Origin of the sequence: Borrelia sp. A-FGy1, assembly GCF_014084025.1 — a bacterium.
GTDB lineage: Bacteria > Spirochaetota > Spirochaetia > Borreliales > Borreliaceae > Borrelia.
Window position 1 is genome coordinate 316790 of the sequence record NZ_CP043682.1, and the last position, 22371, is coordinate 339160.

At 26.3% G+C, this 22371-nt stretch carries 21 protein-coding genes and 2 pseudogenes; 5 read left to right on the forward strand and 18 right to left on the reverse strand.

Annotated elements, in window-relative coordinates:
* Positions 1–11 precede the first annotated feature (11 nt).
* From F0310_RS01500 to F0310_RS01540, 9 genes are read right to left on the reverse strand one after another with little or no spacing between them, the layout of a single operon-like run.
* Positions 12–290: a hypothetical protein gene (locus F0310_RS01500; protein ID WP_182117206.1), complete on the reverse strand. Its 279-nt coding sequence runs from the start codon at positions 288–290 to the stop codon at positions 12–14.
* A complete protein-coding gene (gene rsmH, locus F0310_RS01505; protein ID WP_182117207.1) occupies positions 283–1179 on the reverse strand; it encodes a 16S rRNA (cytosine(1402)-N(4))-methyltransferase RsmH in 897 nt (298 codons plus the stop codon). Before rsmH ends, F0310_RS01500 begins: the two co-directional genes overlap by 8 nt.
* Positions 1172–1996 carry a hypothetical protein gene (locus tag F0310_RS01510; RefSeq protein WP_182117208.1) on the reverse strand — a complete coding sequence of 275 codons (825 nt, stop codon included), beginning with the start codon at positions 1994–1996 and terminating at the stop codon, positions 1172–1174. Before F0310_RS01510 ends, rsmH begins: the two co-directional genes overlap by 8 nt.
* Positions 1997–2000: 4 nt before the next feature.
* Entirely contained in the window at positions 2001–3071 is a 1071-nt protein-coding gene (locus F0310_RS01515; protein ID WP_182117209.1) for a hypothetical protein, read from the reverse strand.
* A 21-nt stretch (positions 3072–3092) separates the two neighbouring features.
* A complete protein-coding gene (locus F0310_RS01520; RefSeq protein WP_182117210.1) occupies positions 3093–3848 on the reverse strand; it encodes a hypothetical protein in 756 nt (251 codons plus the stop codon).
* 15 nt (positions 3849–3863) lie between these two features.
* Positions 3864–5531 carry a DNA repair protein RecN gene (locus F0310_RS01525; RefSeq protein WP_182117211.1) on the reverse strand — a complete coding sequence of 556 codons (1668 nt, stop codon included), beginning with the start codon at positions 5529–5531 and terminating at the stop codon, positions 3864–3866.
* Positions 5532–5566: 35 nt separating this feature from the next.
* On the reverse strand, positions 5567–6403 hold the full coding sequence (locus tag F0310_RS01530; RefSeq protein ID WP_182117212.1) for an NAD(+)/NADH kinase: 837 nt from the start codon (positions 6401–6403) through the stop codon (positions 5567–5569).
* Entirely contained in the window at positions 6393–6923 is a 531-nt protein-coding gene (locus F0310_RS01535; RefSeq protein WP_182117213.1) for a chemotaxis protein CheW, read from the reverse strand. Before F0310_RS01535 ends, F0310_RS01530 begins: the two co-directional genes overlap by 11 nt.
* Before the next feature lie 43 nt (positions 6924–6966).
* Positions 6967–7551, reverse strand: coding sequence for an SAM-dependent methyltransferase (locus tag F0310_RS01540; RefSeq protein ID WP_182117214.1), 585 nt, complete (start codon positions 7549–7551; stop codon positions 6967–6969).
* Positions 7552–7687: 136 nt separating this feature from the next.
* Between F0310_RS01540 and F0310_RS05910 the strand changes: the two are divergent.
* Positions 7688–8417, forward strand: a pseudogene (locus F0310_RS05910) (polyprenyl synthetase family protein); the annotation flags it as partial.
* A gap of 8 nt (positions 8418–8425) precedes the next feature.
* Complete coding sequence (locus F0310_RS01550; RefSeq protein ID WP_182117215.1) at positions 8426–9115, forward strand: tetratricopeptide repeat protein; 690 nt, start codon at positions 8426–8428, stop codon at positions 9113–9115.
* Here the strand turns inward: F0310_RS01550 and F0310_RS01555 are convergent.
* The 6 genes from F0310_RS01555 to F0310_RS01580 all read right to left on the reverse strand — a co-directional run bounded on the left by F0310_RS01555 (position 9093) and on the right by F0310_RS01580 (position 14945).
* Positions 9093–9899 carry an ABC transporter permease gene (locus F0310_RS01555; RefSeq protein ID WP_182117216.1) on the reverse strand — a complete coding sequence of 269 codons (807 nt, stop codon included), beginning with the start codon at positions 9897–9899 and terminating at the stop codon, positions 9093–9095. The genes F0310_RS01550 and F0310_RS01555 overlap by 23 nt on opposite strands.
* Positions 9900–10832, reverse strand: coding sequence for an ABC transporter permease (locus F0310_RS01560; RefSeq protein ID WP_182117217.1), 933 nt, complete (start codon positions 10830–10832; stop codon positions 9900–9902). It abuts the gene before it with no gap.
* Positions 10829–12286, reverse strand: a complete 1458-nt coding sequence (locus F0310_RS01565; RefSeq protein ID WP_182117218.1) for an ATP-binding cassette domain-containing protein — start codon at positions 12284–12286, stop codon at positions 10829–10831. Before F0310_RS01565 ends, F0310_RS01560 begins: the two co-directional genes overlap by 4 nt.
* Before the next feature lie 4 nt (positions 12287–12290).
* Positions 12291–13331, reverse strand: a complete 1041-nt coding sequence (locus F0310_RS01570) for a BMP family ABC transporter substrate-binding protein (protein ID WP_182117219.1) — start codon at positions 13329–13331, stop codon at positions 12291–12293.
* Positions 13324–13536, reverse strand: a complete 213-nt coding sequence (locus F0310_RS01575) for a 5-formyltetrahydrofolate cyclo-ligase (RefSeq protein ID WP_182117220.1) — start codon at positions 13534–13536, stop codon at positions 13324–13326. The genes F0310_RS01570 and F0310_RS01575 overlap by 8 nt, the downstream gene beginning before the upstream one ends.
* 353 nt (positions 13537–13889) lie before the next feature.
* Positions 13890–14945: a hypothetical protein gene (locus F0310_RS01580; protein WP_182117221.1), complete on the reverse strand. Its 1056-nt coding sequence runs from the start codon at positions 14943–14945 to the stop codon at positions 13890–13892.
* Positions 14946–15457: 512 nt separating this feature from the next.
* On the opposite strand from F0310_RS01580, the gene F0310_RS01585 reads away from it, so the two are divergent.
* Together F0310_RS01585 and F0310_RS01590 are read left to right on the forward strand one after the other, a co-directional pair.
* The gene (locus tag F0310_RS01585) at positions 15458–16591 is read left to right on the forward strand and encodes a LysM peptidoglycan-binding domain-containing protein (RefSeq protein ID WP_182117222.1); all 1134 of its coding nucleotides are present in this window, start codon (positions 15458–15460) and stop codon (positions 16589–16591) included.
* An 88-nt stretch (positions 16592–16679) separates the two neighbouring features.
* Positions 16680–17033, forward strand: coding sequence for an outer membrane protein assembly factor BamD (locus tag F0310_RS01590; RefSeq protein ID WP_182117223.1), 354 nt, complete (start codon positions 16680–16682; stop codon positions 17031–17033).
* 18 nt (positions 17034–17051) lie between these two features.
* Here F0310_RS01590 and F0310_RS01595 read toward each other — a convergent pair whose 3' ends face one another.
* The 3 genes from F0310_RS01595 to F0310_RS01605 all read right to left on the reverse strand — a co-directional run bounded on the left by F0310_RS01595 (position 17052) and on the right by F0310_RS01605 (position 21951).
* Positions 17052–18170 (reverse strand): vWA domain-containing protein, encoded by a 1119-nt coding sequence (locus tag F0310_RS01595; RefSeq protein ID WP_182117224.1) that lies wholly within the window; start codon positions 18168–18170, stop codon positions 17052–17054.
* A 65-nt stretch (positions 18171–18235) separates the two neighbouring features.
* On the reverse strand, positions 18236–21043 hold the full coding sequence (gene flcA / locus F0310_RS01600; RefSeq protein ID WP_182117225.1) for a periplasmic flagellar collar protein FlcA: 2808 nt from the start codon (positions 21041–21043) through the stop codon (positions 18236–18238).
* 14 nt (positions 21044–21057) lie between these two features.
* On the reverse strand, positions 21058–21951 hold the full coding sequence (locus tag F0310_RS01605) for a 1-acyl-sn-glycerol-3-phosphate acyltransferase (RefSeq protein WP_182117226.1): 894 nt from the start codon (positions 21949–21951) through the stop codon (positions 21058–21060).
* Positions 21952–22120: 169 nt separating this feature from the next.
* Between F0310_RS01605 and F0310_RS01610 the strand changes: the two are divergent.
* Positions 22121–22371: pseudogene (locus tag F0310_RS01610) on the forward strand (peptide ABC transporter substrate-binding protein); the annotation flags it as partial.

A 22371-nucleotide genomic window follows, 5' to 3' on the forward strand; every position in this document is an offset into this window, starting at 1 on the left:
TAAGGAATCTATTATTCAATAACATTTATATTCTTATCTTCCTGTCTCTCTAAATCTAAATAATCCCGACTAAGCTCTTCTATCCTCTCAATATTCTCCAGTTCATATATTACAGTTAATAATCTAAGATTTTCATCAACAATATTACTTTGCTCTTTATTTAAATCTTCAAACTCTCGAAGTTTCACAACATATCTAAAGTTAAGATAAATATTTAGACAAGCCACTGATGTTAATATTAAAATCAATAAATAATACAGTATAACTTCAATTTTACCTATTTTAACCATCTATTCTTTTTATAACTCTAAGCTTAGCACTTCTTGATGCATTATTACATCTCTTCTCTTTAAAGCTTGGGATTATAGGCTTTTTAGTCAAGACAGAATACGAATTTTTATCTAATTCTTTAAAAAATTCCTTTACAATTTTATCTTCCAATGAATGAAATGTAATAATAGCCAAAATTCCATTCTTTGCTAATTTTTCTAACCACAATGGCAAACTTCTTTTCAATCTTAAAAGTTCATCATTAACATAAATCCTTAATGCCTGAAAAGTTTTAGTTGCTGGATTTATTTTAATATTTATCCTAGGATAATCTCTACCAATTAAATTCTGTAGTTCTAAAGCAGTTTTTATTTTTCTCACTTTCCTATATTCTAAAATAGATTTTACAATTCTTCTATAATAATTCTCTCCACCTAGTTCATAAATTAAATTTTCTAGTTTTTCTTTAGTAAAAGTATTTACAATATCATAAGCACTAAGACCTCCAGCGCAAGGATTAAGTCTCATATCCAATATCTCTTCTTTAAGAAAAGAAAATCCCCTTCCACTCTTCTTGTAATGGAACATAGATATTCCAAGGTCAACTAAAATAAAATCAACATTATTGCTTAAAGGATATTCACCAAAAAAATCGTCAAACCAAACATTAAAATATAAAATTCTATCTTTAAATTCTTCAAGAAATTTTTTCGCAATATTTAAAACAGCAACATCTCTTTCTATCCCAACTACATTAATATTTTCATATTTCCTTAAAACTGCGCCTGAATGACCTCCCTCTCCCAGAGTACAATCTATAAAAATATATCCATCACTTACATATACTGTTTCTAAAAGATTAATAACTTCATCTAGAAGTACAGGACTATGAATAATACCATTATCCATTAATAACAAACCTATAAGTTAATTTTTTATCTGTCTCATAAATATCTCCATACTTAATGACAAGTTCGTTTTTTTCCTTAGCAAACTCCAGATTTTTTATTTCAAGAATCCCATTATCCCTTTTTATTTTAGAAGAGTCATAATTATCGTCTCCAGAGATTACATATAAATTATTATTTAAAACAATACTCTGAAACTTCACACGAAAAACACTCATGTTATTTAAAAACACCTCAAAGTAATAAATACCCTTAAGAGAATTTGAAGGATTAATATTTTCTTTAGAGAAATTTAAAATAAGTCCATAGTTTCCAAACTCTACATCTAAATTTGTATTCTTCTGTAATTCAAACATCTCTCCATCCTTGTCTTTTAAAAGGACATTATTCAAAGAAAAGGAAGTATCTATACTTAAATTGCCTTTGTTTTTTATTACAAATAATGGATTAATTATATTTCCTTTATGTTGATCAATAACTATAACATCAAAGATTCTATTATCATCTAAAAAATATATTTTTTCATTTTTATAAACAAAATTACCAAAAAATTCTAAATCAAAGCCCAAATCTTTATCAAAAATGATTAAAATACTTCTTTCATATTCTTTCTCTTTATTTTTAGAATATAAAATTTTATAATTATTTGAAAAAATAGAAACACTTGTATCTAGAGACCTGAGCCTTATACCAATATTCAAATCATCGTCTCTAGGTTCTCCAAAATCACTAACTAAATCAAATTTCTCATCTCCCCTGAATTCCAAAAATGAATATAAATTAGAAAAAATAAAAAGAAAAAGAAATAAAATTTTCATGGCATCACATTCCCAAATATCTTAAATCACCATCATCATTAAAGTATAAAATTCCATCATCAAGTTCAATATATGAAGTTATCCTATCTTTGAAAAAGATATTATCTAGCAGTTTAAAAGAATTAGCAGAATAAGTTCTTAAATTTATTACTTTAGTTTCTAAATCATAAAAATATATTCTATAAATCCCATAAAAAGAATTATAAGAAGCACTTAAAACAGAATTTCTATTATTAACTTTTAAAATTTTACCGTTTTCAATATTAATCATTAAAAATGAATTATTAGTTTCAATCAATAAATTATAAAAATCATCTATCTTTAAAAAAGAATTAAAATTTTTAATTTTCAAATTGTTAATACTTAATACCTGTTTACATTGATCATCTAAATTAATCAATTCTAAAGAACACTTGTCGCTCTTTCTTACTACACATAAATACTTATTATCTAAGCTTAACTTAACATATAAAACTGGAACTCCAATATCCGGCGCATCTCTAATATAAGCCAAGTTACCTTGTTTATATACATAAACCTTGCCATCAGAAAGGCCTACAGACAAAATATCATTATTATAGTCAAAGCTTAATATTGATGCTATAAACTTCAAAGACAAAATTTTACTTCCATCAATCCCATAAACTACTAAAGATTTATATAACTCATTTAAAGCAAAAATAGCATTTCCTTTTGCAAAAACATATCCTTTAAATCTAAACGAAAATAAAAATTTATTAGTTTTTTTAAGAAATACAGAATAATCATCTTTGAACTTAGAAATCACATAAAAATAATCTGAAAAGCTTACTAAATGATTATTTAAAATTTTATAGTAACCTTTGATAGAATCTATTTTTAAAATTTTTCTTCCAATAAAGGAATTCTTGCTTGAAGAAATATCAACTAAATCATAAGGTTTCATTGAAAAATGTTTGAATTTATAAAAGGCAGGAATAAAAATAGTTGTCTTCAGTAAAAAATCAACCATTACCACCAAAATTAATAAAACCCCCAAGTATAAAAAAATTTTTATTTTTCTATACTTAACTAAATTTTCATCATTAAAGTCCAATATTATTAATATCCTTTTTCATTATGTATTACTCAAATCTGACCGAAACTTAGCAGACCAAACATCATAAAATTTTGAAAATTTTTCTGCTATTTCCTTTTGAGAAGTAACAGTAGCTAAAATTCTTCCGGCTTGGATATAACTCAGTGCTTGTTTTGAAAATATATAAGCCTTGTTTGATTCATACCTCACTTTTAAGAGAAATGCACCTTCTTCTAACAGTTCTAAAGATTTAATAAGATGATTTAACTGAACCTTATAAAAAGGACTATCAATAGTTAGATTTTCTGATAAATTCTTAAAATCAATAAAATTCTTTACAAAAATAATAAATTTAAGATATATATCTTCTAAGAAAAGAGTTGATTTAAAGTCACCTTTATTAAAATACATTCCTAAATCGATAAGATATCCTAATTTATTAACAATTAAAAATCTCTCTCTAGGATCTAAATTAATTACAGACCCTCTTTCAATAAGCTCACTGGGAGAGGCAAGCAAAATAGGACTTACAAATAAAGAAAAGTCAGTAATAAAATTAAAAAGATTTTTCTTAAAATTATAATTAACCTTCAATCTAGGCTTAGTATAAAAATAATTCAAAGAGGCAATATAACTTAAAGCATTTAAATTCAAATTAATAAATTTAATCGTAGCTTCAGAATCAAATGATAATTTTCCGGAATCCTTTATATCCCTTATATCATTGAAAGCTTGTAAAATAAGATTATCAATAAATAAAACCTTTTGATAATCTTCGTTATCAATTAAATCCATAAATACCTACTCATATTAACTATTGTTTTTTAAAAGTTGCTCTGCATGTTTAATACTACTATCATTAATATTACCGCTAAGCATCCTAGCAACTTCCAAAATTCGATTATTTTCTATCAACAGAGAAGCATTAACATAAGTCTTATTTTTATTACATTCCTTTTTTATTAAAACATGACAATCCGCAATACTTGCAATATTAGCAAGATGAGTTATAATAAATACTTGAACATTATCTGCTAGTTTTTTTAAATACCTACCTAAGCTAACGCCAGCCTCGCCTCCTATCCCAGAATCAATTTCATCAAATATTATAAGCTTATCTTCGCTAAAATTTTGTATACTCTTAATTGCCAACATTATTCTTGCAATCTCACCACCAGAAGCAATTCTACTAATTGGTTGTGCTTTTAATCCAAGATTACTAGAAATTAAAAACTCCACTTCATCAATACCTGTCAAACTCATTTTACCTTCTTTTATCAAAGCAAAAAACTCAGCATTACTCATATTAAGCTTTTGCAATATTTCCGTTACTTTAGAAGAAAAATCCAACGCTGCTTTTTTCCTAATATCTGAAATATCATTTGCTATTTTTTCCACACGCTTTAATAAAATATTTAATTCTTGTTCCTTACCTAGCCTTTCAGTTTCAAAATTAACAAACGAATTAATAATGGCACTGCATCTTTCTCTCAATTCTATGACATCTTTAACATTTGGTCCATACTTCTTCTTAAGACGAGAAATATCATACAACCTGCTTTCTATATCCTCAATTTCACTCTCATCATAAGTTTTATCAAGAAGATACCTACTATAAGACTGACCAATATCTTCAAGCTCATAGTAAGTATTCTTAAGACGATTTTCAAGCTCAAAATAATCACTATTTATCTTAGACAGATATTCAGAATCACTAACTATTCTCCTTATCTCACTTAAGGCAGAAAAATTCCCGCTTAAGGTCAAAACATTCTTTAAGTTCAAAAGCGAATTACATAAAGCTTCGTGATTCCTAAGTTCATCTAACCTGCTATTTAAAATTTCCTCTTCTCCTATTTTAGGATCTAAAGAATCTATATCCTTAATGATCTGCTCACACTCTTCTTTATTTTTTTGATTTAATTTTTCTTCCAAAATAAAATTATCATAATCATTTAAAAGTTTAATGTACTTCTCATAAACTAATCTATACTCTTCTAATAAGATATTTAAATTAGCATAATTATCTAAAATCTTTAGATAATTTGACGTATTTTTCAAAATTAAATATTGTTGATTTTGGGAATGAAACTCGACCAACATATCAAAAACTGGTTTTAAAATTACACTAGAAATGGGCTCATTATTAATATAATAATTGCTTAAAAAAGTGTCTATAGACTTAGATGCAATTACTCTCTTTATAATAATAAAATCTTCTAGTAATATTCCCTTGGTAAACAAATAATCTTTAATTTCCTTATTTGCTCTAAACTTAGCAAGTAAAACACAATCTTTACCTCTATCCATCATAATATTATCTTTAAGCTTTCCACCAAATAAATAATAAATTGATGACAATAATAAGCTTTTTCCACTCCCAGATTCACCTGTAAATGCTACCAAACCCTTACTACTGAGATTAATGTAAACCTCTTTAATTAAAATGAAATTTTTTATAAAAAGCTCAATTAACATATTAAACTCAAAAATAAATAATAAATCTCTTTATACTATAATAACTTATTTTTAAGTCTTTTCACAAAAGTATCTGTACAAAACGATACAAAACGTAAACTTTTATTAGCAAGGCTCACTTCAAAAACAATATCAACTACAAATTTACCAATATTAATACCGTCAACAAAAACTGATGCTGGATTTAAAGTATATTGCTTTTGAAATGAAAGTGTAATTTTGCTATCGATTGAAAAAACAAAAGATCGATTATAAACCGAATGTGGAGAAATAGGAGTTAAGATAAAAGTATTAAGATCTGACTCTAAAATAGAACCACCTGCTGAGAAAGAATATCCAGTTGAGCCTGTAGGAGTTGCAAATATTATTCCATCACTTCTATAAGAAAGAAAATCTTCTGAATTAACTCTAAGATTTACTCCAATTAGCTTATTTAATACACTTGAACGAACAATTACATCATTTAAAGCATACTTCGTTAAGATACTACATCCATTCTCATAAGCATTCATTTTAAGCAAATATTTCTTATGAATAACTAAAGAATTATCAAAAAATTTATCTATTACTTCTTTAAAATCCCTAGGCTTTATATCTGCCAAAAACCCTACTTTACCCAGGTTTATTGAAATAATTGGAATATCAATATCATTTTTTAACAGTAAGCTACTGGCCAATAAAACTGTTCCATCTCCCCCTAAGGTTAATGCAAGAATCAAATTCGTTTCTACTGATAAATCCAAAGATTCACCTACGCCTGTCATTAAACTTGAAACACAATACTCATTTTCTAAATATTTTTGTATTTCACAACCAAGAATCTCAGCATTCCAAATTGAATAATTTACATAAATCAAAGCCCTACCTTTCATCACTCTCCTTATATGGAATCTCTTCAAATTCAGTCTTGTCAAATATCCGTTCAATATCAATTAATATCAAGTATTCACTCTCAAAATTTTCTTCTCTATCAATCCTTACAACACCAGATATGTATTTTCTGTCCAAAGTTTGCAAAGTTGCAGGAGGTTCCTGCACCTTTGTCGAATCAAAATTAATAACTTTTAAAACCTTATCTACAAATATTCCTAAAAGCTTACCCTTGATATTAACTATTAAATAACCTGTTAAAATTTTATCTTCTTCTGTCTCACAAACAGAAGGGATATTGAATCTAATATTTAAATTTATCAAAGGAATAATACTACCTCTAAGATTATAAATACCTGTAATATAGTCAGGAACATTAGGTATTGCATATATACTCTCTAGAGGAACTTTAATCACTTCCCTAATATGGTCTATTGTAACCCCATAACTTTCTCTTCCTATTTTAAAACATGCAACTTGTAATTGAGATTTTTTTTCTCTAACTTTTTCCCTTCCAAACATACCCTAATATCCTTAAAGTTAATTAAATAACTACTTCAAATAACTACTTCCAATTCATAAAATCCTTAGATAAAAAATAAATTTCAAATGAATTTTTCCTGACAGCTTTAGGCCTTATTCTTTTAACAAATCTAAAATAATCCTTAAGTACGGCACAAATTTGCTCTTCTTCTCCTCCCTGAAAAACCTTAATTAATAAATTTCCACCCTTAATTAAAACTTCAGTTGCTATTTCTACTATTCTAATATTTAAATTAAAAGAATTACTTGTATCTACCAATCTATTACCAGTAGTTCTAGGGGCAATGTCACTTAAAATTAAACTATAAGGAGCATAAAATTTGATTTTATGTAAAATATTGTCAAGAGATATATCCCCCTTTATAAAATAAAAATTGCTATTAAAATGAAGATCCATTTCATTAAGATCAACTGCAACAAGTACACCATTTTTAATTTTACTATAAGCATATTGAGAAAAACTGCCAGGAGATGCTCCAATATCTAATATATTACCATAAGAAAACAAAGAAAACTTCTCATCAATTTCCATTAACTTATAAACAGACCTGGCAAGATACCCTTCTCTTTTAGCTTTTTGATAATATCTATCAATAACATCATACATATAAAGTTTTCCAATATGGTTACACTCATCATTATACTTTTTATTATAATTCTTATTATGAAAAATAAATTATTTTTAAAGAATATTGAAAAAATATTAATGCCGCATTTTCGAAGAAGCACTTCCTAAATCTATAATCTATATTAATGATATTGAAGATATCGCCATAAAAAGACGAGTATCACCTGCCATTCATTTAATTTATGGAATAGGCTCTAGCATTAATACTGCAAATTTAATTTATTTCTTACATATGAGATTAATAAGAAATTGTAACTTAAACGAAAATCAAAAACTATTAATTTATGAATTTTTTCACAACCTTTAAAACCCTTCATTTATGACAAGGAATTGACATTGAATTTCACAATGGAACACGTATACCAAGCATTAAAGAATATATATCTTTAGTCGAACTTAAGACAGGTTCCCTTTTTGGAATGGCTGGTTTTTAGCTGGGGAATATTTACAAAAAACGAAAATAAATCTAAAACCTTTTTATAATACCTTCTTAAAATTTGGAACCTATTTTCAAATAATGGATGACATTAAAAATATTAAAATGGAATTGAAGGTAAAGATTTAATTGAAGGCAAGAAAAGTCTTCCTGTAATATTCTTTTAAAAGAGAAAAAGTTTGATAAAAGCATAGTAAAATCACTAGATAAAATTAAAAATCTAACATAAATGATTCAATAAGAAGAAATATTAAAATTTGGCAATATGATTAAATCATCAAACGCCATAAAACAGGCTTTAAATCTCGCAATGTCGTATTTTAATAAAAATATAAAAGATCTAAACTCATATAAACTTATCAGCAAGTATCAAAATATGATACTAGATATTTTAAACAAGATAAAATAAAATAACTTATGAAAAAATATATAATAATCCTAGCATTAATAAATATTATCATTCCTGTTTATGCAACAATATCTGAAAAAGAAATAAGCAAAGATAAAATTGATGAAATCTATAAAGAATCAATGTCACTAAAAAATCTTAAAAAATATAATAAGTCTAAATCATTATTAACGAAAATTATAAAAAAAGATCCAAACCAAGTTGATGCGTACTTATTACTTTCTGAGCTAGAATATTTGATGGAAAACTGGACAGAAGCAATTAAACAGACAAAAATTTATCTAAAAATAATTGATTTTAATAATACAATAAACTATCTTGACATTTCTTGGGCATATTTTCTCATCGGAGAGTCTAGTAAATCAATGGAATACATAATAAAATTTATTGAAAACAATCAAAATTTAATAAATACTAATGTACATATATTCATTGATGCCATTTTAAAAAAAGGATTTTATCATTTCATCGAAGACGAAGATTCAATATTTAATCTAATTATTAACACTATTTTCCAAATAGAAACACATGATGATATGCTATATACGCTCTTCTTGCAAAACTTAGATATTATAAAAAACATTCCTTTTTATCTATTTAATAAAATTAAAATAAAAGAGATAGAATTACAAATGCAAGCTTTAAAGCAAATTAAAAATTCAATAAATGGTGTGGCTAAAATCTCTTATTTCTCCTAAAAAGCGAAACCAATATATTAATTAATATAGCCATATAAAATGGAAGGGAAAGAGCAAAATAAGAATTTACATAGTCCTGAAAATTGAAAAAATTATATTCAATAAATACAATCAAAAATGAAATTGGTAAAATAAGCCACGGATTTGAAAACGAAATATATAATATACAAATAGCAAGCCAACCATTATTTAATCCCAAATTATAAGAATAAACATTAAGATTTATAGCAAGAAATGAACCAGCCATACTTGCTGAGATTAAAGATAAAAAAATAGCAAAAGATTTAAAGTAATTACTATTCCTTTCACCTAATACATTCTCATAATCATTCGAACGTATAAACTCAAAAACCATACCAACCCTTGTATAATTTACTATATAAATACTAAGACCTAATAAGATAAAAAAGAATATAACAAAAATATAAATAGCTAAATTACTCGATATGTCCAAGCTAAATCCTGGAATAAAACCAAAATTAGCTCTCATTAAAAAATCGACTAAAAAATAACACAATATATTAATACCTATGCCTGTTATGTAAATATCATAACCTTTAACTACAAGTAAAGATAAAAATCCCCCAAAAATAAAACTAACAAGAAGCGTCATAATAACTGACATAAAAATCCCATATCCCCAATAAATAAAAAGAGAAGTTAAGAACACAGATAAAAAAGAAACCCCTTCAACAGATATATTTAAAAGACCTATTTTATCCGTATAAAGTACCCCAAGTGCTAAATATGCAAATATTATAGAATGTATAAAAATAACAAACATTTATTTTTTACCTGAATTAATAAAAAATAAAGATAAAAAAATAGATACAGCTTGATATAAACCAATAAATTCATATTTAAAAGAATAATTTATCTTAAGATAATTATTAAACTCATTTAACATTGAAAAAAACAAACTAAAGCACAATACATACATATAATTAAATCCAGAAATTACAGCCACAATAAATCCACTCCAACCAAGTCCCGAAGTTAATCCTAAAAATAAATAATTTTTAAAAAAAATGACAAATATTGAACCTACAAGTCCATTAAGAAAAGCACTAGTAAATACCGTATAAAATTTATATTTAAACTCATTAACGCTAAAAAACTTACTCAACATCTTTCTATCGCTTAATATCTCAAGCTTTAATCCCAAAATAGTTCTCTTATGTATAAAAATACAAATTAACCAAATTAAAAACCCAAATAAAAGCAAATATGGCAAAGAAGTATCAAGAGTAAATATTCTATGAATACTCTTTGTCTGATTCAAAGCCCCATTTGAAACTAAAAGCTTTGATATAAGCCCATCCACTAATCTCTGATTTCCATAAGACAACAAAAGACCTGTAAGCATTTCATTTACTCCGAAAAAGAATGCTAAAAAAAAAGGAATAATTCCTATAAGACTAACTAAAAATGAACTTAAAATCATTATTAATGCAAAATTAAAATATGTAAGCCCAAATAATTCACAAAATACATAAGCTAAATATGCTCCAAAATAAACTTGACCCTCATGCCCAAGATTCAAGTTATTGCTTCTAGCACAAGTAGAAATCCCCGTAGCAATCAACAAAAGCAATATAAAATTCCAAAATATTGCCTTAATATAAAAAAAACTAAAAAAAGTATCAAAAAAATAACTAAGAAAAAACACATTAAATGAAAAAATCAGAAATATGTATCCTTTTCTAAAGGATTTCATATAAATAACAATTCCTTTAGACTCATTTTATTTATATACTCTCTCTTCATCCTCAAAACAACTTCACCAGTTTTAATAGCTAAAACATCATCAGATAGAAGAAATAGCTCATCTAAATTAGGAGTAATTAATAATACAGGCTTTTGCTTAGCAAAATTACGAATAAAAATGGCTATTTCATTATATGCCTTATAATCCAGATTACTAAGAGGGGAAAAACAAATCAAAAAACTCTTTGTAATATACTTTTCCCTAAAAAGAGCAAGTTTTTTCAAAGTTCCCCCAGAAAATGAAAAAGACTTAGAATAAAAAGTCTTATTTATCTTGTCATCACCATATTCCATATCTTTCTTAAAAAATTCTTTAAGTTTATTAATAGTAGATTCCTTAATAAAAATTTCATCTTCAAAACTCATTATTTTTGTTAAAAAGCTATCTAATATAGTACTATCATCAGAAAACAAATTTCCAATACCTAAAGGTAAAAATCCTGCCTTTAAGTCATAAAAATTAATATATTCATATCTTTTCCCATTAACCTTTATGCACCCCACAAACGGAATTTCTCCTAAAAATAACTTCTCCCATGTTTTTATTACAGCTTCTTCTGCAATAATTCCAAAAACCCCTCTTTCTTTTAAAGAAAAATTAATATCATATTTCCAGAAATCTTCAAAAAATAAACTAAATTTTATAAAATCTTCATTTGACTTATCATAATTAATATTTGTATAAATAAATTTATTAGTAGGTATTTCAAGCTTTTTAAGTATTGTCTCTTTATTTGTTGTTCTAAAGCATTTCCCACCTTTTAAAATAACAAATTCATCGCTAAAATTTATAACATTTCCAATTTCTCTATGCGTAATAAAAAGAGAAGTGACACCTGCCTTCTTAAGATTTTCAAGCAATCCAATAAATTCTTTGGCTTCTTTTTGAGAAAAGTAAGCTATACTTTCATCAAAAATAATAATCTTTGCATTCTTCTTAAGAGAAGAAATTATAAGTAAAAGGTATATCTCTTTAATATTTAAATCTTGTATTCTCTTGTCTAGATTAAAATTAATATTATAAAACTGTCTAATCCACTTGTAATACCTATAGGTCTTAGATTTATTCATTGGAACAAAAAATTTAGAATCAAACCAATAAATATTAAGATACTCCCATACTTTCAAATTCATATTAAGTTTTGGTACTTGAGATACAAGATAAATACCATTCCGCTTTGCCTTATCCACATTCCAATTTTTCTGTATTCTATTATCTACAATTACATACCCACTATCAAAATGAATAACCCCAGCTATGATTTTAGATAAAGTACTTTTCCCTTCTCCATTTCTACCAATTACAGTCAAAATCTTGGATTCCTCAATCTTTAAATTAATATTATCTAGAATGGGTCTCTCAATATCTGGAAAAAATTTGACTATTTTCTTAAACTCTACCATAAAATCATTCTAAATTTATGTTTATCCCAATATCAATTATCTCTTTTATTTTACCTTCAAGAGCCTTCTTAATCTCATCACTAATGTTTTCTATATAAAACTTATTTAAGAAATTAAATGAAACTCCCATTTCTCTAAATCCAAGTATCTCATAAAAACCATATTTAATCTTACCTCTTAAAGCTTTATCCAACGCCTTTTCTAAATAAAATCTTTGATTTGTAATGCCTGAACCAATGATATTATTTTTATTATCCAAATAATCTTCGCTATCAAATAAAACCGCATAAATATTATGTTCACGTACGGATGAAAGCACGCCTTCAATAGCTGACCCAACAATAGGAAGGACTACAGAAACTTTTGAACTTAAAATTAAAGAATCCGTTAAAGCCTTTGCCTTATTACTATCATACCAATTCCCCAAAGTTCTAAAGAAAACTTCTGTATCTAAAACTTCTCTAACTCCATTTTTGAAATAAGGGAAAATATAATCATTCATAACAGGATACTCTTGTCCGGCAATCAAAGCCACATTTTTATTCAATAAATCAAAATTTTTTAAAAACAAACCCACATAATAACCTAAAATATAAGCTTCTTCAGCAACATTATAAGACAAGGAGTAAACTTGAGGGTTAGTATTTTTAACCAAAGAGTCAAAAATTAAGAATTTAGTATAAGGATAATTTTTTGAAATTTTATCAATAATTCCTTGCATTGCATTATTTGCGGTTATCAAGAAATCATATTTTTGATGACTTAATAATTTTTCAAGTAATTCCATCCATTCACTTTGGTTAAACCCAGCTTCAAATAACTTAATTTTAATGTCTTTTCTTTCCTTCTTAAATTTAATCAAAAAATCGTACATTCCTTTATAAGAAGGAGACCCATTAATAATGCCCGGGATAAACAACGCAAGCCTTTTCTCTGATGAAGTTTTAGATTCCCTAATTTTAAAAAAATTAATATACACAAATAAAAATAAACAAATTAATGAATTAAAAACCCAAAAAATTCTAATTAATAGAAATTTATTCACAAAAATAAAACACCTTTACCCCACCAGAAAGCACAAAACCTAGCTTAATATCATCAGAACAAAAAGTTACAAAATTAAAAATCCGAAAATCAAAGCAAACACCAACTTTTAAAAAGAATCCTCTTTGTAGAAAGATACCATAAAAGCCTCCACCACGTCCAATTATATGCCTCGTTTTACTTAAAAATGCAAAATCTGGAACCAATATAACAAAATATTTACTGCTATCAAACTTAAAGAAAGAAACAGGCCCTAAAATATAAATTTATCAGTCTTAAAAGAAGAAGTTATAATAATATTTCAAAAACACATTATAATTGTATAAAGCTCTTAGCAAAAGTCTCAAATGTTGAATTTATTCAACATTTGAGACTTTAAACTTTAAATCGCATAGAGTAGCACAATAAAACCTGACAAATATTTATATTTTTTATAAAACCAACAAATTTAAAAAAATATCTACATTATATTTAATCATTTTGCCCATTTTTCATAATTTTTTAAAAATCTATTATTTATATTTAATTTCTATCTTTAACAAAGGCACACTCACAAAAATTAAAATTCCATAGGTCTTAATAAATAAAATTCATCAACTTTCAAATTACTAGGTACATCTCCATTAGTGCGAGTTAAATACATTTTAAAAGAATGAATTGTCTTAAAAAATTTTTTTAACAAAGTTAACTTATTTTTTTTATAATCTTCAAAAAAGTTTGAAGTAGATCCATAAATAATTAATCTTTCAAAGACATTAGATGAATTTTTTACAATATCTTCTATGAAAAAAAACATATTTGCCAAATAAACAAAATTATTAAAAAGTATACCTATTCTTCCTTTCAGATAGTTAATATCATTGATCATATCAATCCTACTTCCTAAAGTACGATTTTCATCTTCCAAACTCCACTTTGAATATATCACATTAAATCTAGAATCTCTTACTAGATTTTCATATAAAAAATCGAATCTAGAACTATCTTCAATATATTTTAAAAATATGTAATTTATCCCCCTATTGCTCAAAGAAACAAAATTTTTACGAGATTTTTCTCTAAGATTTTGTATTGTATTTTTAAATATAGGATCACTAGTTTTACTCAAAAAGGAATTATCATCCCAAAGCAAAACACTAGTACCTTCTGAAACGAAATATTCATTTTTATTATAATGTTTAAGAACGCCTTCAAAAACGCTCACAAAATAACTATTATAATATTCACAATTAACATAAAATTTTGATGGTGTATCTGTCATGAAAAAATAATTATTAATATCAACAGAAAGTGAAGATCCTTTAACAATTTCATAAATCACAACCTCTAAACTTCCCTTAAATAAATATATTTTTGCATCTTGTAAATCCTTAAGAGAAGAATAAAAAATAAGAGTATGTGTATTGGAATGAAAAGTTAAATCTGATGAGACACCATTTATTCCATATAGGCATATCTTAATTTTTGAATTATCTCCAACTTCAATAAAATCATATTCAAAAATTTCATCTCCCAAATCTAATTTAACAGGTATAGAATTTCTTAAAACATTAACTCTACCCTCTATTTCCTTAATAGACGCCACTTGAGAGAATAATATTGTTCTAGATAACAATAAAAAGATAATAGCACATAATTTTAAAATAAAATTATCCCCCCTTTCAACACTTATAGTTAATTATATCCTTTTTCAAAAAATTTTTAACTTTAATAAATATGAAAAATACATTATAATTTTAGAAGAGTGCAAAAATAATGTTTTGCACTAAAGTTTTTAAGAAAAATATAAAAGGAATAAAACTACAATTAATATAGTAAATATTACGTAATAAGGATGTGTTTATGGTGCAAAAAAGGAAATTATTATTTTTAATATTATCTATATTTACTCTTTCTCTTGTTTCATGCGAATCCCTTCCAGAAGAAAGAACATGCGAGAATACTAAGATTTTAAAAATCTCTATGGGAAAAAGGTAAAATATTGATACTACAAAAATGAAAAAATGAATAGTTTTGGATGTATATTCTATATTCAAATACTAAAAGTGTTATGAAGAGATAAAAATTATTATTATTTAAAAATAATTTTTAAGTAAATAAGTATTTCATAATAACAAGGATGTATTTATGACACAAAAAAGGAAATTATTATTTTTAATATTGTATATGTTTGCTCTTTGTCTTAGTCTTATTTCATGTGAAACTCCTCCAGAAGATACCAAGAGTAAAAATGCAAAAATTTTAAAAAGAAAAGAAACTGATGATGTTCAAAGAGATATTGAAAATATTAAAAATGAAGTTATAAAAGAGAGAGGAAATCTTTTTTATTCTAAAGAATTCAACCAAGCTGAAAATACTGAAAAAGAAATGAAAGAAAAATTTAAAAAAGGAAATATTAAGGAAGGTAATGAAATTGGTATAAAAGCACTTGAAAGATACAGAAATATTGCAAAAAACACAATAGAAAAAAAGGAAAAAATAAACTATTTTAAGGAAAACATTGAAAAATACTTAAATGATGCAGAGGCAAATGAAGCATATATATGGATACCATTAGAAATTGATGAAGTAAATAATTTATATTTCGAAGCAACCAGAAAATATAAAGTGTATGATATTGAAAACTCTCTAGGTATGTATAGTAAAGCTTTTAACAAGGCTCAACAAACAGCTAAAAAAGCAAGAGAATCAAGAGCATTTAAAGAAACAGAAGAGAGAATGTACAAACAATTAAAAGCACTTGAAGCTGCTTCTAATCTCCCCGTTTACAGCAACAATAAGCTTATTAAGCCATCTCCATGGAATGGAAGATCTCTAATTAAAGATAAGGGACAATACACAAATCTTTTACACTTAGAAGGTGGCACTTATTTACTTGGTAAGTTTGATTTTCCATTAGTACTTGCTTATGAAGAAGAAGCTCAGGAAATAAAGAAATCAGACTCAACAAAATTTAAAACACTTCAACTTATTGAAAAGTCTAGACAACTATGGGAACAAGGCCTTGAAGCTAAAAGACTAAATAATCTTAGACTTGCAAATGAATTATTCTTAGATTCTGCAAAATACTTAGAAGCTTATCAAAGCCATGCAAGTAAAGAACTCTACATAATTAAGATAGGAAATACTCTATGGGGGATATCTAAGAAATTATACAAAGATCCCTATTTATGGCCAAAGATCTGGTTTGCAAACAGGAAAAAAATACAAAATCCAGATTTAATACATAAAGATTGGAAAATAATAATTCCCTCTAAATAAAACAAAAAAAGAAAACAAGTTGAAGCTTGTTTTCTTTTTTCAGATCTAATAGAATTAATTTAATAAATTTATACAAAAGAGAATGAATATGAAAAATTTAATATTAATAATTAGTACTCTTTTCTTTTCTTGTTATACTACCAATTTAGAGGAACTTACAAAAGAAACTCCTTATAGTATTTATTTAAGAGAAGCTCAAAAAGCAATGAATGTAAATGATTATGATTCTGCCCTAAAAGTATATGAAAAAATGATTGAAAATCATAAAAAAAATACAAGTATAGTTGCCACTGGAAAATATGAAATTGCATTCATACATTATGCGCTAGGTAAAAAAGAAATAGCAAAAAAGTTATTTGAAGAATTAATAAAATCTGGTATAAAAAACCCCAAATGGATTCTAGCTTTATCCAAAAAAATACTTGAAAAAATTAAAACCTAAAAAGCTTAAAATCAAATCTTACTGCTGAAGCAATATTCCATAAATTGTAATATTCTTTCTTTTAGCTGACTCAATTACTTCTTCATACACTATAGGGCCTCTAGGATACTCATGAGGTGGGGCATCTCCCAATACAATAATAAGCCTATTTTCTGCCTTCCAATCAAACTGAGTAACAGCCGCATTAATCCCTTCAAATACTGCCTCTGGATAATCACCTCCACCGCCTACATTAACATATTTAAGAATATTATTTAAATATTCCTTAGTATTAAAATCAAAAGATCTTGTTAGAAAGTCTTCAAGATAATCTTTATAAAACACAATTCCTACTCTATAAGACTTAAAATTTTCAAGTTGAGGTTCTACTATCTCAAAAAGATGCTCTTTTAAAATCTCAATATGACTCTTCATGCTCTCAGTAGCATCAATAACAAAAACAAGATCTAATTCAGAAAGTGGATCTTCTACCTTTTCTAAAATATCCTTTATCTTTTCAATAGTATCCATTCCTTTATTTGCAACAGTAACATTATCTGAAAATCTAAAAAATGCTTCTCTTAAGCCATCAATCTCTACTTTATCTTCTTTTTGTGTGTCCTTAAAAAACAACTCATAAGCATTATCCTTATATTGACCTAAATAATCATTATATTTCCTCTCAAAAGTTCTAATTGAAAACCAAAAAGGTTCTTTTTTTCTCTTAAGAGTTTCTAAATCAATATCACCGCTTCTTGTTGAAAAATTTGGAAAACCATATTTTAATCTCTTAGGTATCAATATATGAAAAGCCTCTCCAAATTTCTTATTTGGAACAGGCGTAGAAGATGTCAACGATAAAAGCTCTCTATTCTTAATAACTCTACCATTTAAAATTCTAATCTCATCTCCATTAATCTTGTTATAGCTCAAAGTTCTAAAAGAATAAGTAGACACATCTTTACTTTTATCTGGAATTTCAAAAGATTCCGTTAAAATAACAGACCTAACTCTTGGCTTTTTTCTAATAAAAAGATGAAATCCATCTTCATGAGCCTCGACATATACATCATCAATAGAAATATCTAAATAATCATCGATTAAAGAAAACAAATTATACCCAATAAGCAAGAAAATAACAAAGTAAGTTTTTCTCATATAAATCCTTAAAAATAAAACATAAAAATTTATGTCCAAAATTATAAAAATTCAACCAACAAAACTTAAAGATTATCCGCTAAATTATCATAGAACAAAATATTAGAACCAACGAAATCATTCTTAAAAACACTTCTAAGATTTAAACTAGCAAGATCTTTCTTAAAACTTCTCACCATATCAACATCTCGATTTAACAGATCAAATATCCTAGAAGATTTAGTCAAATTAGCAATACCTGAATCAAAAAGCTTATGATCTTTAACAATGCCAACTCCAATTCTATTACCAAGGGATGCTCTTATCTCAACAACCCCAAGGTTATTATAATTTTCAATTTCCCTCATCAACAAATCCTTGTGATAATTATTATCTTTAGGTCTAAATCCCAAAATACTAGACTTTTCTACTTCTAAATTCTCTAATATCCTAACATAATAACTCCTAGATGCTACAAAATCACCCATCTTATAAAGAACAGATGCTATTGAGCTCAAAACTTCATTATTATTTGAAAATCCAGACATATTTTCAACTTTAAATAAATAGCTTAATGCTTCCTTATAATTATTTTCCCTATAATTGAGTAATGCTATTTTATAATAAACATCTGGAGAATTTACTCCCTCATTTATTGCCATCTTATAAGAAGAAATAGCTTCCTTATAACCTTTTAAAGATCTAAGAATATCTCCTTGTTTTTCATAAATCAAAGAAATTTCTTTAGATCCTCTAATAAGACTATTTTTCTTATAAAAATCATAATCATTTAAAGCTAGACCAATAATATTACTTGCTTTAAGAGAATCCTTTTGTTTTTCATAAATATCTGCCAATATTCTATAAGCTATTATTTTGTTAGAAGAATTTTCAATCAAATTTTCTTTCCTAAAGCCATTCAATGCTGTTAACAAGTAGCCTTCTGCCTTTTTAAAATCACCTATATAATAAGAATATCTACCATTTTCAAATAGAGCCTTATTATAATTAGGATTTTTAGTTAATATTCTTCTAAGAATATATTCAATTTCTGAATTCAAATTAACATCATTTAAAGAATTGGAAACAGACTTTCCACCACCAGATTTAAAATTAACAAATTCTTTATTCAATAAATTCATTTGAGCATTGAAATACTTCAAATTCCTAGACAAACTATTTATTCTCTTATTGTAAACAGTAAAGTCAATATATTTATCTATTAATTTCTTAGCATATATAGTATAAACTACTTCATCAATATCTAATCCTTCATTGGCTTTAATAAAAGAATTTATATTTTCCATTTCCCTATCAGCACCGGCCTCAATATAAGCATTAAAAAGCTTAAATAAAATTTTCTTCTTATGTCCATATCTTGTAAGCAAAATAGTATAAATGTTTATACTATCCCTATAATACCTAGGATCTGTTTTAGCCCAATAAAAATAATTATCACCCTTAGCCATTAATGCTTCATGGTCATAAAGATCATAAGATATAACCTCATCAAGGATTGAATTGGCCTCAGCATATTCTCCAAGCTTCATTTTCATAGCAGCATAAGAGATATACCCATTTTTATCAAATTTCTTTCTTCTTCTCTTGAAAGCATCTTTAGAAAAAGGATCAATAGTGAATAATTCTTCATATTTTTCCTCAGCACTATCAAAATCTCTTATGTTTTCAAACTCCTGTGCATAAACCAAAAACCACTTATCATTAGGCCGCATATAATAAGCATCTCTAAAAGTAGATTTGGCAAGATCTCTTTTATTCTCATGAATATAAGATATGCCTTCTCTATATTTTTTATCAGATGCAACATAAAAGAACATAACATCCACTAAAAAATAAAAAGCAACAAAGGTTAAAAAAACAAAAAATAATGATATCTTAAGGACAGGAACTAAAGCCTTAGAAATTCTATAGCTAAACTTCTGCTCGAGCCTACTAAACTCTTCTGCTTTATAATAAATAACAGGTAGCTTAACAGAACGACCAACAATATCACCAACAAACTTGGCAATAAATTTAAGACCTTTCTTATTCTGCTCAACAAGATCAACCAATGCTTCAAGTTTATATCTAGAAATATTATCTTTTGTTAAAGCTTCAGCCACAGCAATTCTTAAATTTCTAGGATAAGAATTTAAATGCTCAAGAAACAAAGGATAATCAATTGTAAACTTACGCTTATTAGTATTTTCCTCCTTATCATTTTCTAAAAATCTAAAGTCATCTGAAAGCTTAGAAAAATCATCCTCTTCTTCATAAGTTTCAAAATTTTCAATATCATTAACATCAATGCTTTTATTATTAAAGTCATCAGAATCACTTATATTGTTCACTAACTTTAAATCATCAAGATTAAAATCATCATCAAAAACATCACTACTATCATCTAAATTATTAGATGTCATTTTAGTATCAAGAAATTCATTGGTATCTAATGAATTGTAACTATCTTGATTATCTACATCAAAATCAATTACATCGTCTGTGCTAATAGCATTATCATCAAAAACTTTTTCAAAATTCTCTTCAATATCAGTGTTTTTATCGCCTAAAGCATTAAAATCATCATTTAAGTCATTAAAATCAGGATCAATCTTTAATTCTTTAGAGTCTTCTAAGATTGACTCATTGTTTTCGTTTTCATCTAGCTTAACTTGTTCTTCACTATCAAGAGCATCAAGAATAAAGTCTAAATCAAGATCTTCTTCTGAATTAAGAAGAGATTCCTGCTTTTCCCATGGTATAATATCCTCCCCCTCATCATTTGGAGGTTCAACCTCCATTTTTATCCCAAAAGGCTCTTTTTTAGCTCTTTCATCAGAAATGTTATCTAATATTTCTCTTTTAAACTCTTTTACTTTATCTATATCAGGCATACTACAATAAAATCCTAACTCAAATCATTATATATTTTAGTCCCTTCTTCATGAAGAACAACAAAACGTTTTTCTAAGTCATCAGCAATCTTAGAACTTAAAATTTCTTTTGTAGGCTCTAGTCCTTCCTGATCCAACTCCCTCAAAATCAAATTCTTATATTCAAGCATATCTATCACTTCTGTTGAATTATAAATAAGAGTATCTTCCCTAAAAATATCATGCGACATTTTCTCATCTGAAGAAACCTCAAGAATATTTCCATTAATACCAACCATTACAAAATAATCAAAAATTTTAAAATAATTTCCTATTTCTGAAATTATTTTTTTAGTTTCAGGCTTTCCCTCTCTATATCTTGTAGCTGTTGGAAAAATAAGAATAATATATCCACTACTCTTTTTATCAGAAATAAATTTCATAGAATTAGCATTAAAAGTCCTTCTCTCCCTAATCCTCTTAGTATCAACCCCAATAAATGAATGAGGAGGATAAATAAATATTACGCTATAGCCTAAAGACAAACTTTTAACAAACAAATCATCTTTAAAAAGCTTAACACCAGCTACAGGAATAATATGATCTGCAACTTCACCATAATTCATCTTATTTAACAAGAACTGAAAACAAGGAAAATCAAAATTACTGTAATGTTCCATCAATATGATAGATGACTTACCAGATTGAGTCTTTTCATAAAGTTTTAAAATATTTTGCATGCCAACAATAGTAGAATTACTCTTCAAAAGTCTTTCTATCATTTTATCAGCTAAACGCCTGCTAACAGAATTTGCCTCATGGTAAGAACTATTTAAGCAATCTACATTTTCAATAGCTTTAAATTGACTAAGGAATTCATTTTCAATGTCTTTAAAGTACTTATTAAAACTCTCATTTTTTATAAACATAAAACATTACCCTTTAAATTTATAGGAAAAAACAATACAATAGCCTATCAATAATCTACACCATTATACTTTATTTATTTATCAAATTAAAGTGATACTTAAGTCTTTCATTAAAATCATTTATAATGAAAGAAAACATAAATAACAAAGAATTTAAGGAGAATGCTTTATGAAACATAACATAATAATTCTTTTATCTTTTTTTGTTTTGCTCTTATTCTCATGTACTAGTGATGCACACAAAGATAAAATAACATTTAGAGTTACAAACGGAGGTGAGCCTACTTCACTTGACCCTCAGCTTGCCACTGATACAGCTAGCTCTAATATCATTGCAAATATACTTTTAGGACTAACAGTAAGAGATTCACAAACTGGTGGATATAAACCAGGACTTGCTCATTCTTGGGATATCTCAGA

Excerpts from the sequence above, each read along its gene's own strand:
- F0310_RS01590 (WP_182117223.1), top strand. The coding sequence starts at position 16,680 with ATGAAAAATTTAATATTAATAATTAGTACTCTTTTCTTTTCTTGTTAT.
- F0310_RS01510 (WP_182117208.1), bottom strand. The coding sequence starts at position 1,996 with ATGAAAATTTTATTTCTTTTTCTTTTTATTTTTTCTAATTTATATTCA.
- F0310_RS01540 (WP_182117214.1), bottom strand. The coding sequence starts at position 7,551 with ATGTATGATGTTATTGATAGATATTATCAAAAAGCTAAAAGAGAAGGG.
- F0310_RS01595 (WP_182117224.1), bottom strand. The coding sequence starts at position 18,170 with ATGAGAAAAACTTACTTTGTTATTTTCTTGCTTATTGGGTATAATTTG.
- F0310_RS01530 (WP_182117212.1), bottom strand. The coding sequence starts at position 6,403 with ATGAAAGGTAGGGCTTTGATTTATGTAAATTATTCAATTTGGAATGCT.
- F0310_RS01555 (WP_182117216.1), bottom strand. The coding sequence starts at position 9,899 with ATGTTTGTTATTTTTATACATTCTATAATATTTGCATATTTAGCACTT.
- F0310_RS01550 (WP_182117215.1), top strand. The coding sequence starts at position 8,426 with ATGAAAAAATATATAATAATCCTAGCATTAATAAATATTATCATTCCT.
- F0310_RS01520 (WP_182117210.1), bottom strand. The coding sequence starts at position 3,848 with ATGGATTTAATTGATAACGAAGATTATCAAAAGGTTTTATTTATTGAT.
- F0310_RS01500 (WP_182117206.1), bottom strand. The coding sequence starts at position 290 with ATGGTTAAAATAGGTAAAATTGAAGTTATACTGTATTATTTATTGATT.
- rsmH (WP_182117207.1), bottom strand. The coding sequence starts at position 1,179 with ATGGATAATGGTATTATTCATAGTCCTGTACTTCTAGATGAAGTTATT.
- F0310_RS01560 (WP_182117217.1), bottom strand. The coding sequence starts at position 10,832 with ATGAAATCCTTTAGAAAAGGATACATATTTCTGATTTTTTCATTTAAT.
- flcA (WP_182117225.1), bottom strand. The coding sequence starts at position 21,043 with ATGCCTGATATAGATAAAGTAAAAGAGTTTAAAAGAGAAATATTAGAT.
- F0310_RS01565 (WP_182117218.1), bottom strand. The coding sequence starts at position 12,286 with ATGGTAGAGTTTAAGAAAATAGTCAAATTTTTTCCAGATATTGAGAGA.
- F0310_RS01605 (WP_182117226.1), bottom strand. The coding sequence starts at position 21,951 with ATGTTTATAAAAAATGAGAGTTTTAATAAGTACTTTAAAGACATTGAA.
- F0310_RS01585 (WP_182117222.1), top strand. The coding sequence starts at position 15,458 with ATGACACAAAAAAGGAAATTATTATTTTTAATATTGTATATGTTTGCT.
- F0310_RS01525 (WP_182117211.1), bottom strand. The coding sequence starts at position 5,531 with ATGTTAATTGAGCTTTTTATAAAAAATTTCATTTTAATTAAAGAGGTT.
- F0310_RS01535 (WP_182117213.1), bottom strand. The coding sequence starts at position 6,923 with ATGTTTGGAAGGGAAAAAGTTAGAGAAAAAAAATCTCAATTACAAGTT.